This is a genomic window from Streptomyces sp. cmx-4-9 (assembly GCF_046548835.1).
Classification (GTDB): Bacteria; Actinomycetota; Actinomycetes; order Streptomycetales; family Streptomycetaceae; genus Streptomyces.
This window is the reverse complement of sequence record NZ_JAEBEE010000008.1, coordinates 221,604-238,689: the sequence shown is the minus strand read 5'-3', so window position 1 is coordinate 238,689 and position 17,086 is coordinate 221,604. Positions and strand designations below refer to the sequence as shown.

Here is a 17,086-nt window from a genome sequence, read left to right as displayed (position 1 = left end):
TCTACGTAGTCGTCGGCAGTCGGCAAGACCGTATCGGGACTGTCCCCGCGCCTGCGGGGAAGCACATCGTTCACACGCTTCTCGCAGCGGTGCTCACGAAACTGATGAGGATGTAAACGATGATCATCAGAACGAAAAAGGACAGGTCGAGTGCCACGCCCCCGAGACGCAACGGCGGGATGAACCGCCGCAGAAGCTTGAGCGGTGGATCGGTGACAGTGTAGGTGGCCTCCAGAACGACCACCATCGCCTTGCCGGGCGACCATGAACGTGCGAACTGGAAGACGTAGTCCATGACCAGTCGGAAGATCAGGACGCCGAGGAAGCACGCCAGCACGACGTAGACGACCTCGAGTGCGACACCCATCCCGTGCTTCCCTCTCCCCGTATCCCGCTCTGTTCCCGGCCCCGTGTCTGACGGATCGGTCTAGCTTTGGTTGAAGAACCCGCCCTCCGCGATGCGGGCCTTGTCCTCCGCCGTGACATCGACGTTAGCAGGCGACAGCAGGAACACCTTCTGTGTCACGCGTTCAATGCTGCCGTGCAGGCCGAAGACGAGACCGGCGGCGAAGTCCACGAGACGCTTGGCATCCGTGTCGTCCATCTCCGTGAGGTTCATGATCACCGGAGTGCCCTCACGGAAGTGTTCCCCGATGGTACGGGCCTCGTTGTAGGTCCGGGGGTGCAGCGTCGTGATGCGGTACGGCTCCCGCTCGGAGACGACCTTGGGCATGATCACGGGTGAGTTCTTCTCCAGGTTGGTGCGGTCAGGTGTGATGGATGCCACGGGGGCGATTCGCGCGGGACGTCCGTTTTCCACCGGAATTGGGATAGGTTCCCGTTGCGCCGGAGGCTGGGCAATTCGTACGGGTTCGTCCGCTACGGGTGCTTGGTGAACCGGCTGTTGGCGGCGGTCCCGCTCCCGGGCTCGCTCGGGTTCCGGCTCGGGCTCGAACTCGTCGTCGGGGTCGTACCCCGGGTTGTCGTACCGGTCGTCCTCCACGAGGCCGAGGTAGACCGCCATCTTGCGCATCGCGCCGGCCATTCTCTGAGTCCTCCGCTCTGTGGTGGATCGCCCTGTCGCAGGTGCCGCCGTGTCACGAATGTCACCAACTGCCCGCGATCCACGTGGTCTGCCCGCCCATCAGCGGGAATGACCATATTTTCTGCTGTGGTCCGACTTTCTTCGCGACGTTACCCGAGCCGGGGTCTCGCGCCGAGTACCGCAGTGCCGACGCGTACATGTGTCGCACCGGCCGCAACGGCCTGTTCCAGGTCTGCGCTCATCCCGGCCGACACCATCGTGGCAGCAGGATGGTCCGCGCGCAGGCGGGATGACAATTCCACCAGCCGCTCGAACGCCGCCCGTTCACGCCCCGCGTACGGCCCGGCCAGCGGAGCGACGGTCATCACTCCGTCGATCCGCAGTCCGGGCGCCGCCGCGACGAGGTCCGCAAGTGCGGCCAACTGCTCGGGCGCCGCGCCGCCGCGGGTACCGCGCTCCCCGGACTCGGCGTCGAGGGCGAGCTGGACGAGGCAGCCGAGTTCGCGGCCGCCGTGCACCGCCGCGGCCGAGAGGGCGCTCACGAGCCGGGGCCGGTCGACCGACTGCACCTCGTGCGCGTATCCCGCCACGGAACGGACTTTGTTGGTCTGCAACTGGCCGACGAAGTGCCAGGTGAGCGGCAGATCCGCGCAGGCCGCGGCCTTGGGGGCGGCATCCTGGTCACGATTCTCCGCAACATGGCGGACCCCGAGGTCCGCCAGCAGTCGTACGTCGCTTGCGGGGTAGGTCTTGGTGACCACGATGAGCGTCACCTCGTTCCGCGCGCGCCCCGCGGTCGCACAGGCCGAGGAGATGCGCTCCTCCACCCGGGCGAGGTTCTCCGCGAGCTCCGCCTTACGATCCGTCATTGCTCAGTCCAACCAGACATATCCGGCAAGCCGCCCGGTCACCCGGTCGCGGCGGTACGAGAAGTGGTCCCGCGACTCCAGTGTGCAGAACCCGGATCCGCTGATGTCCACCACCCCCGCCTCCGCGAGCTGGGCGTGCACCCCGGCGACCACGTCCACCGCCGGCGTCCCCCACCTGGTCTCGGCCCGGGCGGCCGGTACCGCCTCGGCCACCGCCTCCCGCATCTCCGCGGGCACTTCGTAGCAGCGCCCGCAGACCGCGGGTCCGGTGCGGGCCGTGATCCGCTCCGGTTCAGCGCCCAGGGCGACCATCTCCGCGACCGCGGCGGGCACCACCCCGGCGACCAGTCCGGGCCGCCCCGCGTGCGCCGCCCCCGCCACCCCGGCAACGGGGTCGGCGAGCAGGACCGGGGTGCAGTCGGCGGTGAGCACCGCGAGGGCCAGCCCCCGACGGGCGGTCACCACCGCGTCGACCGCGGGGATCTGCGCCCCGGCCCCCCAGGGCTCTTCGACCACGGCGACGTCCCGGCCGTGGACCTGGTTCATCCAGACCACCCGGTCCGGCTCCAGCCCCAGGGACCGGGCCGCGCGGGCCCGGTTCGCGAGAACGGCGGCCGGGTCGTCTCCGACCGCGCCGCCGAGGTTGAGCTCTTCGTACGGAACGGCGCTCACTCCGCCCCACCGGTCGGTGAAGGCGAAGTGGGCGCCGCCCACGCTGTGCTGCTCCGGTGTCACTTCAAGAAGTCCGGGACATCCAGTTCCTCGGCCGGGCTGTCCTGGTACGGCCGGGCCGTCGGGACCTGCGGCGCGGGCGCCTGGGCCTCGGCCGGGGCGGCCTCGACGGGGGCCGGGGGGTCCTCGCGCGGGGTGACCGAGCCGAGTCCGCCGAAGGCCGGGCGGACCGGCTCGGGGGCGCGGGCCGGAGCCGGGGCGGGCTCCTCGCGCTTGGTGGACGCCGCACCGATGACGTTGTCCCGGCGGGCCGGGGGCTGTCCGCCGTCGAAGCCGGCGGCGATGACGGTGACCCGCACCTCGTCGCCGAGCGCGTCGTCGATGACCGCGCCGAAGATGATGTTCGCCTCGGGGTGCGCGGCCTCGCTGACCAGCTGCGCAGCCTCGTTGATCTCGAAGAGACCGAGGTCGGAGCCACCGGAGATGGAGAGCAGCACACCGCGGGCGCCGTCGATGGACGCCTCCAGCAGCGGCGAGGAGATCGCCATCTCGGCGGCCGCCACGGCCCGGTCGTCACCGCGGGCGGAGCCGATGCCCATCAGGGCCGAGCCGGCCTCGGACATCACGGACTTGACGTCGGCGAAGTCGAGGTTGATCAGACCCGGGGTGGTGATGAGGTCGGTGATGCCCTGGACGCCCGAGAGCAGGACCTGGTCGGCCGACTTGAAGGCGTCGAGCACGCTGACCTGGCGGTCCGAGATGGACAGCAGCCGGTCGTTGGGGATGACGATGAGGGTGTCGACCTCTTCGCGGAGTTCGGCGATGCCGTCCTCCGCCTGGTTCGCGCGGCGCCGGCCCTCGAAGGTGAACGGCCGGGTGACCACACCGATCGTCAGGGCTCCGAGCGAGCGGGCGATGTTGGCGACGACGGGCGCGCCGCCGGTGCCGGTGCCGCCGCCCTCACCGGCGGTGACGAAGACCATGTCGGCCCCCTTGAGGACCTCCTCGATCTCCTCGCGGTGGTCCTCTGCCGCCTTGCGACCGACCGCCGGGTTGGCCCCGGCGCCGAGGCCGCGGGTGAGTTCCCGGCCGACGTCGAGCTTGACGTCGGCGTCGCTCATCAACAGCGCCTGGGCGTCCGTGTTGATGGCGATGAACTCGACGCCCTTGAGACCGACCTCGATCATTCGGTTGATGGCATTGACACCACCGCCGCCGACACCGATGACCTTGATGACTGCGAGGTAGTTCTGCGGTGCTGCCACGTCGAAGGCCTCTCGCCTCGAGTTACGTGTCGCCGCCTCGCGGGCCTGCGTTGCGACGACTGATGCCGAAATAGGGACGGTCCGAACGCGCCGACCCGAACCCTCACCCTGAAGTTTAGGGTTAGGGGTGTGTCTGTTCCTTGGACTCTTCCGAACAGGACACTAAGTCGACAAGTAGCGCGGGTTCAACGAACACGCCGAACCTCCCGTTTTTCTTTTCACCCTATGTGATCACCCGTATCGCTGGCCAACCAGGGTGCGCCGCTGTTCGACCCGACGTCAACTCCCGGACACCGCAGGGGCGGTGGGGACGCTCACGTCGAAGTGACCGGCCTTCGGAGCGGCTTTCAACAAGGCGGTCAGTGCGCGCCCCTTCGCATCACCCAGTTCGCCGCTCCCCCACATCACGCTGCGGCCCCCGGTCAGCTCCAGCACGACCGCATCGTACGAACCCACTCTGACCTGCACGGTCTGCCGGGCCACGGCCGCCGGGAGGCCGCCGGCGACCTGTACGGCCTCGTGCAGCAGCCGCTCCTCGTCGAAACGGCGGGCACTCGGGGAGCGCGCGGCGTCCAGTGCGAGGACCGGGACGCCGGCGGGCGCTTTCGCCACCGTGTCGAATCGCACACCGGAAGCGTCCACTTCGACGAAGTCAGCGCCCTTCTTGATGAGCAGAACGGGTTTGCGTTCCGTCACTTTCAGCCCGATTCCGTGCGGCCAGGCCCGCACCACATCGACCGAATCGATGCGGGGCAGCCGGCCCCTGACCCGCTTCTCGACCTCGTCCGTGTCGATGCTCACCAGTGGGGCGCCCACCGGGACGGCCGCGGCGGCCAGCACCTGCTCGGGTGTGAGCACGCCGGTGCCGGTCGCCGTGACCTTCTCGACGCGCAGCCACGAAGAGCCGTACAGGGCCCAGGTGACGGCGCCCGCGAGCACCGCCGCTGCGGCGAGGGCGGCCAGTACGGGGCCCCGGCGGGCGCGTCCGCCCAGGCCCCGCGGGCCGGGTCGCTTCGGCTTGCCGGGCGCCTCGGGGGGCTTGGCGGGGCCGGAGCCCTGGCGGGCTGACCCGTCGGGCCGTTCGGAAAACGGTGTCCCGCGCTGGGCGGTCGGCGCTCCGGCCACTCCTGCCTCCTGCGTCAGTGGTTCCTGTGGGCCGCGATGGCCTCGTACACCATGGCGACCAGCAGGTCGTCGGCGTCCCGGCGGCCGAACTCGCCTGCGGCCCGGGACATCTCGTACAGGCGGTGCGGATCGGACAGCACCGGGACGATCTGGCCGAGCACCCACTTGGGCGTCAGTTCCGCGTCGTCCACGAGCAGACCGCCTCCGGCCTTGACCACCGGCTGGGCGTTGAGCCGCTGTTCGCCGTTGCCGATCGGCAACGGGACGTAGGCGGCCGGGAGCCCGACGGCGGACAGTTCGGCGACGGTCATCGCCCCCGCGCGGCACAGCATCATGTCGGCGGCGGCGTACGCGAGATCCATCCGGTCCACGTACGGTACCGGGACGTACGGCGGCATCCCGGGCATGTTGTCGACACGCGGCAGTTCGTTCTTCGGCCCCACCGCGTGCAGGATCTGGATCCCGGAGCGCTGGAGGGTCGGCGCGATCTGCTGGATGGTCTCGTTCAGGCGGCGGGCGCCCTGCGAGCCGCCGGAGACCAGCAGCGTGGGCAGGTTGGGGTCCAGGCCGAAGGCGGCGCGCGCCTCGGGGCGCACCGCGGCCCGGTCGAGGGTGGAGATCGAGCGCCGCAGCGGGATGCCCACGTAGCGGGCGCCGCGGAGCTTGCTGTCGGGGGTGGAGACCGCGACGGCGTGCGCGTAGCGGGAGCCGATCTTGTTGGCCAGTCCGGGCCGGGCGTTGGCCTCGTGGACGATGATCGGCACCCCGAGCCGCTTGGCGGCGAGGTAGCCGGGCAGGGCCACGTAGCCGCCGAAGCCGACGACGCAGTCGGCCTTGGTGCGCTCCAGGATCTGCTCCGCGGCCTTGATCGTGCCGCGCAGCCGCCCGGGGACGGTGATCAGCTCCGGGGTGGGCTTGCGCGGCAGCGGTACGGCGGGGATCAGCCCGAGTTCGTAGCCCCGCTCCGGCACCAGGCGCGTTTCGAGTCCGCGCTCCGTGCCCAGGGCGGTGATGCCCACTGAAGGGTCCTGCCTGCGCAGGGCGTCCGCGAGGGCGAGCGCCGGCTCGATGTGGCCGGCGGTCCCCCCACCGGCGAGTACGACATGCACCGAAATTCACCGCTCTCCGGACGGACGCTTCTTGACGCGCCGTCTCATCGACTTCCATCTCACCACGGTCCGCTTCCAGCCGGTCTTCGGCTGCCGCATCGCGAGGGCCGCGCGCGCCGCCGGCTCCTCCCGCGCGAAGGCGATGAGCAGTCCGACCGCGAACAGGGTCGGCAGCAGGGCCGACCCTCCGTAGGAGAACAGCGGGAGCGGGACTCCGGCGATCGGCAGCAGGCCGAGCACCGCACCGATGTTGATCACGGCCTGCGCCGTGATCCAGGTGGTCACGCCTCCCGCGGCAAACCGTACGAAGGAGTCCTCCGTGCGTCCGGCCACGCGGATACCCGCATAGCCTAGGGCCGCGAACAGGGCGAGCACCGACAGCGTCCCCGCCAGACCCAGTTCCTCGCCGGTGATGGCGAAGATGAAGTCGGTGTGGGCTTCGGGGAGTTGCCCCCATTTCTCCACACTGGCGCCGAGGCCGGAACCGAACCACCCGCCCGAGGCGAGGGCATAGATCCCGTGCACGCCCTGCCAGCAGAGGTCGTTCTTGCCGGGTTCGGTGGCGCCGAGGCACTCCAGCCGGTCCATCCGGTGCGGGCTGGTCTTGATCAGCAGTGCGACGATCACACCAGCGAACGCCAGCACCCCGACGAACAGCCGGGTCGGCGCACCGGCCAGCCACAACAGGCCGAACAGGATGGCGCCGAGGATCATGGCGGTGCCCATGTCCCCGCCGAGCATGATCAGTCCGAGCAGCAGGAAGGCCACCGGGACCAGCGGCACCAGCAGATGCTTCCACTGGTCCAGCAGCCCCTTGTCGCCCTTGCGCGCCAGCAGGTCGGCGCCCCACAGGATCAGCGCCAGCTTGCCGAACTCGCTGGGCTGGAGCATGAAGGGGCCGCCGAGGGAGATCCAGTTCTGGTTGCCGTTGATCGACACTCCTATCCCGGGGACCTGGACCAGGACCATCAGGAAGAGCGTGCCGGCCAGCACCGGGTAGGAGAGCGCGCGGTGCAGTTTGACCGGCATCCGGGAGGCGATCAGCAGCAGCCCCGCGCCCAGCAGGGCGGCCAGGAACTGCTTCTTGAAGAAGTAGGCGTCACCCAGGCCGAGCTGGAGCGCCTTGATCATGGACGCCGAGTAGACCATCACCAGGCCGAGCACCGTGATCAGCAGCGAGCTGCCGAAGATCAGGTAGTACGCGGTGAGGGGGCGGTCCCAGGCCCTGCGCAGCTGCTGCTGCGTACGCCGCAGTCGCGCCAGCGGCCCGCGGCCCCCGGGCCGCCGCACGTTCGCCGCCGGGCGGACCCGGCCCCTCACCCGGACCGCGGACGGCCGCCGCCCCGGCAGCATTTGCTTGGCCGGCATCTGTGATCTTCCCCTCCACTCGTACGGGCGAGCGGCCGGCCGGAGGGAACCGTCGTGTTCCGGAGCCCTAGGAGCCGGCCGCGTCCGCAGCGTCCCCGGCGGCCAGTTCGCGCACCGCGTCGGCGAATGCGTCCCCGCGCTTGTTGTAGTTCGCGAACATGTCCATGGAGGCGCAGGCAGGCGCCAGCAGGACCGTGTCGCCGGGCTCGGCCAGCCGGGCCGCTTCCCGGACCGCCGCGAGCATCGCCCCAGTGTCGGTCCGGGCGAGGTCGACGACCGGGACCTCGGGGGCGTGTCGCGCCAGCGCCTCGGCGATGAGGGCCCGGTCGGCGCCGATCAGCACCACCCCGCGCAGCCGCTTGGCCGACTTCTGCACGAGCTCGTCGAAGGCAGCGCCCTTGGCGAGCCCGCCCGCGATCCAGACGACCGGCTCGAAGGCCGCCAGGGAGGCCTCGGCGGCGTGCGTGTTGGTGGCCTTGGAGTCGTCGACGTACCCGACCCCGGCCACCTCGTCCACGTGCGCGACCCGGTGCGCGTCGGGGCGGAAGTTGCGCAGCCCGTCGCGGACCGCGCGCGGCTCCACGCCGAAGGCGCGGGCCAGGGCCGCGGCGGCGAGCGCGTTGGCGATGTTGTGCGGGGCGGGCGGGTTGACGTCCTCGACCTGTGCGAGTTCCTGGGCGTTCTTCTGCCGGTTCGCGACGAAGGCCCGGTCGACGAGGATCCCGTCGACCACGCCGAGCATGGAGGGGCCCGGGGCGCCGAGGGTGAAGCCGATCGCCCGGCAGCCTTCCTCGACGTCGGCGTCCTCGACCAGCTTCTCGGTGGCCGGGTCGGCGGCGTTGTAGACGCAGGCCACGGTGTTGCCCTCGTAGATGCGGCCCTTGTCGGCGGCGTAGGCCCCCATGGAGCCGTGCCAGTCGAGGTGGTCCGGGGCGAGGTTGAGCACGGCCGCGGAGTGGGCGCGCACGGAGGGCGCCCAGTGCAGCTGGTAGCTGGAGAGTTCGACGGCGAGCACGTCGTACGCACCCTCGTCGAGCACCACGTCGATGATCGGGGTGCCGATGTTGCCGACGGCCGCGGTCCGCAGGCCGGCAGCCTTGAGGATCGAGGCCAGCATCTGGGTGGTGGTGGTCTTGCCGTTGGTGCCGGTGATCGCCAGCCAGGGGGCGGCGTTCTCCCCGCGCAGCTGCCAGGCGATCTCCACGTCGCCGACCACCTCGACGCCCGCCCGTCCGGCGGCCGCGAAGAGCGGGCTCTCGGGCTTCCAGCCGGGCGAGGTGACGACCAGGTCGGTGCCCTCGGGGAGGGTCTGCGCGTCGCCCAGGCGTACGGAGATGCCCAGGGCGGCCAGTTCGGCGGCGCGGGCCCGGTGGCCCTCGCCGTCGCCGCCGTCGACGACGGTCACCGACGCGCCGAGGCCGGCCAGGGCGCGGGCGGCGCTGACGCCGCTCACGCCGAGGCCGGCGACGGTGATGTTCTTGCCCTGCCAGGAGGTCACTTGTCGGCTGCCCATCCCGCGTAGAAGAGACCGAGACCCACGATCACGCACATGCCCTGGATGATCCAGAAGCGGACCACGACAAGGACTTCGGACCAGCCCTTGAGTTCGAAGTGGTGCTGCAGCGGCGCCATCCGGAAGACCCGCTTGCCGGTCATCTTGAAGGAGCCGACCTGGATGACGACCGACATGGTGATGAGGACGAACAGGCCGCCGAGCAGGGCGATCAGGAACTCCGTGCGGGAGCAGATCGCCAGGCCGGCGAGGGCGCCGCCGAGCGCCAGGGAGCCGGTGTCACCCATGAAGATCTTGGCGGGCGAGGTGTTCCACCACAGGAAGCCGAAGCAGGCGCCCATCAGGGCGGAGGCCACGACCGCGAGGTCCAGCGGGTCGCGGACCTCGAAGCAGGCGCCCGGGTTGGTCAGGTCCTGCGCGTTCACGCAGGACTCCTGGTACTGCCACACGCCGATGAAGGTGTAGGCGCCGAAGACCATCACCGCGGCGCCGGTGGCCAGGCCGTCCAGACCGTCGGTCAGGTTCACGCCGTTGGACATCGCCAGGATCATGAACAGCGCCCAGACGACGAACAGCACCGGCCCGATCGACCAGCCGAAGTCCGTGACGAACGAGAGCCTGGTGGACGCCGGGGTCAGCCCGCGCGAGTCCTTGAACTGGAGCGCGAGCACCGCGAAGGCGATGCCGACGATCAGCTGGCCGGACATCTTCGCCTTGGCCCGCAGGCCGAGGGAGCGCCGCTTGACGATCTTGATGTAGTCGTCCAGGTAGCCGACCAGTCCCATGCCCGCCATCAGGAAGAGCACGAGCAGGCCCGAGAGGCTCACCGGCTCGCCGGTGATGACCTTCGTCAGGGCGTACGCGACGAGCGTCGCCAGGATGAAGGAGATGCCGCCCATGGTGGGCGTGCCCTTCTTCCCGGCGTGGCCGCGGGGGCCGTCGTCGCGGATGAACTGGCCGTAGCCCTTGCGGGCCAGCAGCTTGATCAGCAGCGGGGTGCCGACGAGCGTGAGGAAGAGTCCGATGACTCCGGCGAACAGGATCTGCCTCATCGGTCGGCGACCTCGCCCTCGCGCTCCAGCAACGCCAGCGCGACCCGCTCCAGACCGATCGACCTCGAAGCCTTCACCAGCACGACGTCACCCGGGCGCAGTTCCCTGCGCAACAGGTCGACCGCCGCTTGCGCGTCGGACACGACCACCGACTCCTCACCCCACGAACCCTCGTTATATGCGCCCAGTTGCAGCCAGGACGCTTCCCTGCCCCCGACTGCGACGAGCTTGCTCACGTTGAGCCGGACGGCAAGCCGTCCCACCGCGTCGTGCTCGGCGAGCGATGCGTCACCGAGTTCGGCCATGGGGCCGAGCACCGCCCACGTGCGTCCCCCCTCGGCCCTCGCGGTGCCGCCCATCGCGGCAAGCGCGCGCAGGGCGGCCCGCATGGACTCGGGGTTCGCGTTGTAGGCGTCGTTGACGATCGTCACGCCGTCCGCCCGCTCGGTGACCTCCATCCGCCACCGGGACAGGGTGCCCGCCCCGGAGAGCGCGGTGGCGATCTCCGATGCGGACATGCCCAGTACATGGGCGACGGCGGCCGCGGCGAGCGCGTTCGACACGTGGTGCTCACCGTACAGCCGCAAGGTCACATCACTGCACCCGGTGGGTGTGTGGAGTGTGAAGGAGGGACGTCCCCCCGGTCCCATGCGCACATCGGTGGCCCGTACCTCGGCCTCGTCGGCCTCACCGAAGAAGACCGTGCGGGCCCGGGTGCGGCTGCTCATCGCGCGGACCAGCGGGTCGTCGGCGTTGAGGACGGCGACGCCGCCCTCGGCCGCCGCCGGCAGTGCCTCGACCAGCTCCCCCTTGGCCTGGGCGATCTGCTCACGGCCGCCGAACTCGCCGATGTGCGCGGTCCCGACGTTGAGGACGAGGCCGATGCGCGGCGGGGTGAGCCCGGTCAGGTAGGCGATGTGGCCGATGCCGCGGGCCCCCATCTCCAGGACCAGGTGGCGGGTCTGCGCGGTGGCCTTCAGCGCGGTGAGCGGCAGGCCGATCTCGTTGTTCAGGGAGCCGGGGGTCCACACCGTGGGCGCGTGGGCCTGGAGCACCTGGGCGATGAGGTCCTTGGTGGAGGTCTTGCCGGCGGAGCCGGTCAGGGCCACCACGTCGGTGCCGAGACGCTCGACGACCGCGCGGGCGAGGGCTCCGAGCGCCTTCTCGACGTCAGGGACGACGACGGCGGGCACCCCCACCGGCCGGGCCGCGAGGACGGCCGCGGCGCCCGCCTCGACCGCCCGCACCGCGTAGTCGTGCCCGTCGACGTGCTCGCCGTCGAAGGCCGCGAAGAGGCTGCCGGCCTCCACCTGGCGGGAGTCGATGACGACGGGCCCGCTGATCCGCACCGACGGATCCGGTATGTCGTGGGGCCGCCCGCCGGTGATGTCGGCGATCTCGGCGAGGGAGAGGTCGATCACTGGTTCACCTCGGCCTGTCGGACCTGCTCGGGGGACGCGGCCTGCGCGGCCCGCTCTGCCTGCTGCTGCCGGAGCCCGATCGCGGCCCGGAGCACCTGCCGGTCGTCGAAGGGCCGTACGACGCCTGCGGTGTCCTGGCCCTGCTCGTGGCCCTTGCCCGCCACCAGCACGGTGTCGCCGGGCTCGGCGCGCGCGACGGCCGCGGCGATGGCCGCCGCCCGGTCGGCGTCGACCACGACGGCGGCCCGCTCGTCGGGTGGTACGGACACCGCGCCCTCGAACATCGCGGCGAGGATCGCCAGCGGGTCCTCGGAGCGCGGGTTGTCGGAGGTCAGCACGGCCAGGTCGGCGTACCGGGCGGCCGCGGCGCCCATCGGGGCGCGCTTGGTGGTGTCGCGGTCGCCGCCGCAGCCGAGGACGATGTGCAGCTTGCCGGTGGTGACCTCGCGCAGCGCGCGGAGCACCGATTCGACGGCGTCGGTCTTGTGCGCGTAGTCCACGACGGCCAGGTACGGCTGGCCCGCGTCCACCCGCTCCAGGCGGCCGGGCACCCCGGGGACCGCGGCGACGCCGTCGGCGGCGGTCTGCGGGTCGAGGCCGGCCGCGGCGAGGGTGGCGATCGCGGCGACGGTGTTGGCGACGTTGAACGGGCCGGGCAGCGGGGCGGTGGCGGAGATCCGCTGCCCCTCCGGGCCGACCACGGTCAGCGTGGAGTCCATGTGCCCGAACACGACGTCCTCGGCGCGCCAGTCGGCGGCCGGGTCGCCGGCGGCGGAGAAGGTGACGACCGGGATCGGCGCCTCCTTCGCGAGGCGGCGGCCGTACTCGTCGTCGACGTTGACCACCCCGAGGCGGGCGCGGCGCTCGGTGAAGAGCTGCGCCTTCGCCTGGAAGTAGTCCTCCATGTCGGAGTGGAACTCCATGTGCTCCGGGCTGAGGTTGTTGAAGACGGCGACGTCGAAGACGCAGCCGTCGACCCGGCCGAGGACCAGGGCGTGGCTGGAGACCTCCATGGCGACGGCCTCGACCCCGCGTTCGCGCATGACCGCGAAGAGGGCCTGGAGGTCGGTCGCCTCGGGGGTGGTGCGCTCGGACTTGATCCGCTCGTCACCGATGCGCATCTCGACGGTGCCGATGAGCCCGGTGCTGCGTCCCGCCGCCCGCAGGCCGCCCTCGACGAGGTACGCCGTCGTGGTCTTGCCCGAGGTCCCGGTGATGCCGATCTGCAGCAGGCCCTCGCCGGGGCGGCCGTAGATCGCGGCGGCGAGCTCGCCCATCCGGCCGCGCGGGTCGTCGACGGCGAGCACCGGCAGACCGGTTGCGGCCGCGCGGTCGGCGCCCGAGGGGTCGGTGAGCACGGCCGCTGCGCCGAGGTCCGCCGCCTGGGCGGCGAAGTCGGCGCCGTGCAGCCGGGCGCCGGGCAGGGCCGCGTAGACGTCACCGGGGCGCACCGCACGGGAGTCGTGCGTGATGCCGGTGACCGCGGCCTCGCCGGGGACCTGGACGCCCAGCAGGGCCGCCAGCTCGCCCAGCGGGGTCGGGCTGACGGTCAGGGGCCGGGGCGCTCCCGGCGGCACTGCCGGGGCGGCTTTCTGGGTGGTTCTGGGCTGATCAGCGTGGGGCACGGCGGTGAGCGTACCGGGCGCGGCCGCCCGCTCGCGAAGCGAGGGCCCGGTCCCGGCGTCGGCGGCGGACTGGTTCCCCGGATTCGGGGTGATCGTTGTCACTGATGGTGCCTCACGCTTTTCTGGCCGGGTCGCGGGTCACGGACCGGGCTGCGGACTGGGCTGCGGAGCGGCCTGCGGGCCGGGGTCGAAGGTGACCGGGAGCCCGGCGGGGGCGGTTCCGGTGGGGGCGATCTGGAGGGTCTTGAGGGCGAACTCCATGACCTTCTTGTAGATGGGGCCGCAGATCTGGCCGCCGAAGTAGCTGCCCTTGGTGGGGTTCTGGATGGCGCAGTAGACGGTGATGCGCGGGTTGTCGGCGGGGGCGAACCCGGCGAAGGAGGCGGTGTAGCCCTTGTAGCGGCCGGTGGCCGGATCCACCCGGTTGGAGGTGCCGGTCTTGCCGCCGACCCGGTAGCCGGGGATGCGGGCCTTGACTCCGGTGCCCTCCTGGTCGTCGACCACGGATTCGAGCATTTCGGCGAGGGTCTTGGCGGTCTCCTGGCTGACCACCCGGTTCTGCTCGGGGGCAGGCGCCGGGGTGAAGCGGCCGTCGGGGCCCTTGGTGCCGCGGACCAGGGTGGGTTCGATGCGCACCCCGCCGTTGGCGACGGTGGAGTACACGGAGGCCGCCTGCATGGCGTTGAGCGACATGCCCTGGCCGAAGGGGATCGTGTACTGCTGGGAGGTGGACCAGTCCTGCGGCTCGGCGAGGATGCCGCGGGATTCGCCGGGGTAGTTCAGGCCGGTGGGGCGCCCCATGCCGAACTTGGTCAGGTAGGAGTGCAGGACCTTGTTCGCCTCGGGCTGGGTCGGCCCGAGCTGGCCGGTGGCCAGGATGGTGCCGATGTTGGAGGACTTGGCGAGGACCCCGTTGAGGGTCAGGTACCAGGTCGGGTGGTCGATGTCGTCCTTGAACAGCCGGTCGCCGCGGTGCAGCCGGTTGGGCACCTCGACGTGCGTCTGCGGCGTGGCCTTCTTCTCCTCCAGGACGGCGGCCATCGACATCACCTTGGCGGTGGAGCCGGGCTCGTACACGTCCTGGAGCGCGGCGTTGCCCATGGCCGCGGAACTGGCCCGGGTGAGGTCGTTGGGGTCGAAGCCGGGGGCGTTGGCCATGGCCAGTACCTCGCCGGTGCGGGTGTCCTGGACGATGACGTAGCCGCGGTCGGCCTCGGACTTCTGGACCTGCTCGGCGATGGCGCTCTGCGCCGCCCACTGGATGTCGCGGTCGATGGTCAGTTCGATGTCGTCACCGGGCACGGCGGGCTTCTCGCTGGAGCCGGCGGTGGGGACCCGGCGGCCGCCCGACTGCGCGTAGGTGACCTCGCCGTCCTTGCCCGCGAGCTTCTTGTCGAGGGAGGACTCCAGTCCCCCGCCGCCCTTGCCCTCGGCGTTGACGTAGCCCAGTATCCCGGCGGCCAGGTCGCCGCCCGGGTACACGCGCTTGCTGCTGTCCTCCTTGAACACGCCCGCGAGGACGTTGGCGCCGGGGCCGTTGTTCTTCTTGTCGGCGGCCGCCTTGTCGGAGAAGACCCGCTTGAGGTCCTTGATCTGGTTCCAGACCTGGGGGGTCTGGCGCTGCGCGAGGACCACGTACCGGCTGTTCGGCGACTTCAGGCGGCCGGCGATCTCCGCGGCGTCCTTGCCGAGGATCGGCGCGAGCAGGGCGGCGGCCTGCTCGGGGGCGTCGGGGGCCTTGCTGTCCTGCGGGGTGAACATCTTGGGGTCGGCGGTGATGTCGTACGCATCCACGCTGGTGGCCAGGGCCACGCCCCTGCGGTCGGTGATCTCGCCGCGCTCGGCGGCCAGTTTGACGCTGGTGTAGCGGTTCTTCGAGGCCTCCGCGGAGAAGGCGCGGGCGTCGACGGCCTGGACCTGGAGCAGTCGGACCACGAACACCAGCATGACCAGGGTGAGGCCGACGCTGACCAGCCGCAGCCGGGGCCGGGGGCTGCCGAGCCGGATGGTGTGGGGCCGGCGGGCCGGGGCGGGCCGGCGCGTACCGGAGCGGGCCGCCGGCCGTGCGGAGCCGGCCCGGGCCCGCTCGCCGGGGCGGGGCCGTCCGGGCCCGGGGACCCGCCGCCGCGGCGGCTCCTGCGGACTCACGCGGCCACCGCCCCGGCGGGCGGGCGGGGGAAGGAGGGAGCGGGGGAAGGCCCCGCGGGCATCCGCGTCACGACGTCACCTTCCGGGTGGCTGGTTGGGCTGCTGCTGCGGCTGCGGGGCGGCCTGGCCGGCCGGCGACCGACCCGGCGCCGGTGCGGAGGCGGGGGCCGAGCCCGCCGGGGAGGGAGCGGAGGCCGCCGGGGCGGACGGGGCCGCCGCCGGCGCGGGAGCGGAGCCCGCCGGGGCGGAGGGGGCCGCCGCCGGGGCGGACGGCGGCGGGGAGGGCGCCGGCGGGGGCTCGGCCACCGAGACGGCGCCGCTGACCTTGCCGTCCGGGCCGAGGAAGACGGGGCTGCCGCCCGGGACCAGGCCCAGCTCGACGGCGCGCCGCTGGAGCGCGTCCGGCGCCGAGTGGGCGTCCACGTCGCGCTGCAGGGCCTGTTCCTCGTCGGTGAGGGCGGTGGTCTCCTTCTTCAGCCGGCTCAGCTGGAAGGACCCCTCGTTGAGCGCCGAGTTGAGCAGCAGCAGGCTGATCAGCCCGCCGCCGAGCAGGGCCACGACCAGCAGGACGAACGGCATCCGGGCCGCCTGGCCGGCCGGGCCGGCGCCCGCGGGTCCGCCGGGGCGGGCCGGACGGCCGCTGCCGAGCGCCCGGCCGAGGCGGGCGGCCTGGCCGCGCGTCAGCGTGGCGACCTTCCCCGCCCTCCCGGACCCGCCCGCGGCGCTCACAGGTGGGCCGCCCGGATGCGTTCGACCCCGCGGAACCGGGCCGGGGCGGCCCGCCGGTTCTCGGCGATCTCCTCCTCCGTGGGCAGCTCCGCGCCGCGCGTCAGCAGCTTCAGCTTGGGCTGGTACTTCTCGGGGACCACCGGCAGCCCGGGCGGCGCCGTGGAGGTCGCGCCCGCCGCGAAGACCTGCTTGACGAGCCGGTCCTCCAGCGAGTGGTAGGAGAGCACGGCGATGCGGCCGCCGACGGCGATCCGGTCCACCGCCGCCGGGATCGCCCGCTCCAGCCCGGACAGCTCTCCGTTGACCTCGATGCGCAGGGCCTGGAAGGTCCGCTTGGCCGGATTGCCGCCGGTCCGCTTGGCCGCCTGCGGCAGGGAGTCGCGGATCAGCTCGACGAGCCGGGCGCTGTCGGTGAAGGGCTCCTTGTCACGCTCCCGGACCACGGCCGACACGATCCGCTTGGCCTGCTTCTCCTCGCCGTACTGGCGCAGGATCCGCACGAGCTCGCCCGGCGCGTAGGTGTTGAGCACCTCGGCCGCGCTGATGCCCGTCGTCTGGTCCATCCGCATGTCCAGCGGGGCGTCCTGCGCGTAGGCGAAGCCGCGGTCGGCCTCGTCCAGTTGCATCGAGGAGACGCCGAGGTCGAAGAGGATGCCCTGGACGGCCGGGATGCCGAGTCCGTCGAGGACCTCGGCGAGGTCGGCGTAGATCGCGTGGACCAGGGTGGCCCGGTCCCCGAAGGGGGCGAGCCGTTCGCCGGAGAGCCGCAGGGCCTCCTTGTCGCGGTCGAGGCCGATCAGGCGCGCCTCGGGGAACCGGGTCAGCAGGGCCTCGCTGTGGCCGCCGAGGCCGAGGGTGCAGTCGACGACGACGGCCCCGGGCCTCTCCAGCGCCGGGGCCAACAGGTCCAGGCACCGCTGGAGCATCACCGGGACGTGTCGGGACTCGCTAGTCAAAGCGCCCTCTCAGATAACGGCGCGGCAGGCGTACGCACCGCCGGGTCCCCCGCCCTCCCCGGCTGGCGCCGGGAGGCGCCCCGTGAGGGGGGCCGGTCCGCCGGCGCCGGGAGACGGCGCCGGCCGGCCGGTGGGCGGAGGACGGCCGGGCCGTACGTACGCGCCGCGCACGCGGAGTGTTCATCGGGG

The 17,086-nt window shown here is 72.1% G+C and carries 15 protein-coding genes; all 15 read right to left on the bottom strand.

What is annotated here, in order from left to right; translation table 11 throughout:
- Positions 1-70 precede the first annotated feature (70 nt).
- Positions 71-367 (bottom strand): YggT family protein, encoded by a 297-nt coding sequence (locus ACLJTM_RS25260; RefSeq protein ID WP_411106002.1) that lies wholly within the window; start codon positions 365-367, stop codon positions 71-73.
- A gap of 60 nt (positions 368-427) precedes the next feature.
- Positions 428-1,045, bottom strand: coding sequence for a cell division protein SepF (locus ACLJTM_RS25255; RefSeq protein ID WP_411106001.1), 618 nt, complete (start codon positions 1,043-1,045; stop codon positions 428-430).
- 149 nt (positions 1,046-1,194) lie between these two features.
- Positions 1,195-1,914, bottom strand: coding sequence for a YggS family pyridoxal phosphate-dependent enzyme (locus ACLJTM_RS25250; RefSeq protein ID WP_411106000.1), 720 nt, complete (start codon positions 1,912-1,914; stop codon positions 1,195-1,197).
- A 3-nt stretch (positions 1,915-1,917) separates the two neighbouring features.
- Positions 1,918-2,649 (bottom strand): peptidoglycan editing factor PgeF, encoded by a 732-nt coding sequence (gene pgeF, locus ACLJTM_RS25245; protein WP_411105999.1) that lies wholly within the window; start codon positions 2,647-2,649, stop codon positions 1,918-1,920.
- Positions 2,646-3,851 (bottom strand): cell division protein FtsZ, encoded by a 1,206-nt coding sequence (gene ftsZ / locus ACLJTM_RS25240; RefSeq protein WP_411105998.1) that lies wholly within the window; start codon positions 3,849-3,851, stop codon positions 2,646-2,648. The genes pgeF and ftsZ overlap by 4 nt, the downstream gene beginning before the upstream one ends.
- 279 nt (positions 3,852-4,130) lie before the next feature.
- On the bottom strand, positions 4,131-4,976 hold the full coding sequence (locus ACLJTM_RS25235) for a cell division protein FtsQ/DivIB (RefSeq protein WP_411105997.1): 846 nt from the start codon (positions 4,974-4,976) through the stop codon (positions 4,131-4,133).
- A gap of 14 nt (positions 4,977-4,990) precedes the next feature.
- Entirely contained in the window at positions 4,991-6,085 is a 1,095-nt protein-coding gene (murG, locus tag ACLJTM_RS25230; RefSeq protein WP_411105996.1) for an undecaprenyldiphospho-muramoylpentapeptide beta-N-acetylglucosaminyltransferase, read from the bottom strand.
- A 6-nt stretch (positions 6,086-6,091) separates the two neighbouring features.
- Positions 6,092-7,453 carry a putative lipid II flippase FtsW gene (gene ftsW, locus ACLJTM_RS25225; RefSeq protein WP_411105995.1) on the bottom strand — a complete coding sequence of 454 codons (1,362 nt, stop codon included), beginning with the start codon at positions 7,451-7,453 and terminating at the stop codon, positions 6,092-6,094.
- Between the two features lie 67 nt (positions 7,454-7,520).
- Entirely contained in the window at positions 7,521-8,966 is a 1,446-nt protein-coding gene (gene murD / locus ACLJTM_RS25220; RefSeq protein ID WP_411105994.1) for a UDP-N-acetylmuramoyl-L-alanine--D-glutamate ligase, read from the bottom strand.
- Entirely contained in the window at positions 8,948-10,018 is a 1,071-nt protein-coding gene (mraY, locus tag ACLJTM_RS25215; protein ID WP_411105993.1) for a phospho-N-acetylmuramoyl-pentapeptide-transferase, read from the bottom strand. The genes murD and mraY overlap by 19 nt, the downstream gene beginning before the upstream one ends.
- On the bottom strand, positions 10,015-11,439 hold the full coding sequence (locus tag ACLJTM_RS25210; RefSeq protein WP_411105992.1) for a UDP-N-acetylmuramoyl-tripeptide--D-alanyl-D-alanine ligase: 1,425 nt from the start codon (positions 11,437-11,439) through the stop codon (positions 10,015-10,017). Before ACLJTM_RS25210 ends, mraY begins: the two co-directional genes overlap by 4 nt.
- The gene (locus ACLJTM_RS25205; protein WP_411105991.1) at positions 11,436-13,166 is read right to left on the bottom strand and encodes a UDP-N-acetylmuramoyl-L-alanyl-D-glutamate--2,6-diaminopimelate ligase; all 1,731 of its coding nucleotides are present in this window, start codon (positions 13,164-13,166) and stop codon (positions 11,436-11,438) included. Before ACLJTM_RS25205 ends, ACLJTM_RS25210 begins: the two co-directional genes overlap by 4 nt.
- Before the next feature lie 36 nt (positions 13,167-13,202).
- Positions 13,203-15,212, bottom strand: coding sequence for a peptidoglycan D,D-transpeptidase FtsI family protein (locus tag ACLJTM_RS25200; protein ID WP_411105990.1), 2,010 nt, complete (start codon positions 15,210-15,212; stop codon positions 13,203-13,205).
- A 75-nt stretch (positions 15,213-15,287) separates the two neighbouring features.
- Positions 15,288-15,941 carry a hypothetical protein gene (locus tag ACLJTM_RS25195; RefSeq protein WP_411105989.1) on the bottom strand — a complete coding sequence of 218 codons (654 nt, stop codon included), beginning with the start codon at positions 15,939-15,941 and terminating at the stop codon, positions 15,288-15,290.
- Entirely contained in the window at positions 15,938-16,867 is a 930-nt protein-coding gene (gene rsmH, locus ACLJTM_RS25190; RefSeq protein WP_411106253.1) for a 16S rRNA (cytosine(1402)-N(4))-methyltransferase RsmH, read from the bottom strand. Before rsmH ends, ACLJTM_RS25195 begins: the two co-directional genes overlap by 4 nt.
- Between the last annotated feature and the right edge of the window lie 219 nt (positions 16,868-17,086).

Coding starts and splice junctions, on each gene's coding strand:
- mraY (WP_411105993.1), bottom strand. CDS start 10,018: ATGAGGCAGATCCTGTTCGCCGGAGTCATCGGACTCTTCCTCACGCTC.
- ftsW (WP_411105995.1), bottom strand. CDS start 7,453: ATGCCGGCCAAGCAAATGCTGCCGGGGCGGCGGCCGTCCGCGGTCCGG.
- murD (WP_411105994.1), bottom strand. CDS start 8,966: ATGGGCAGCCGACAAGTGACCTCCTGGCAGGGCAAGAACATCACCGTC.
- ACLJTM_RS25255 (WP_411106001.1), bottom strand. CDS start 1,045: ATGGCCGGCGCGATGCGCAAGATGGCGGTCTACCTCGGCCTCGTGGAG.
- ACLJTM_RS25260 (WP_411106002.1), bottom strand. CDS start 367: ATGGGTGTCGCACTCGAGGTCGTCTACGTCGTGCTGGCGTGCTTCCTC.
- rsmH (WP_411106253.1), bottom strand. CDS start 16,867: ATGCTCCAGCGGTGCCTGGACCTGTTGGCCCCGGCGCTGGAGAGGCCC.
- ACLJTM_RS25250 (WP_411106000.1), bottom strand. CDS start 1,914: ATGACGGATCGTAAGGCGGAGCTCGCGGAGAACCTCGCCCGGGTGGAG.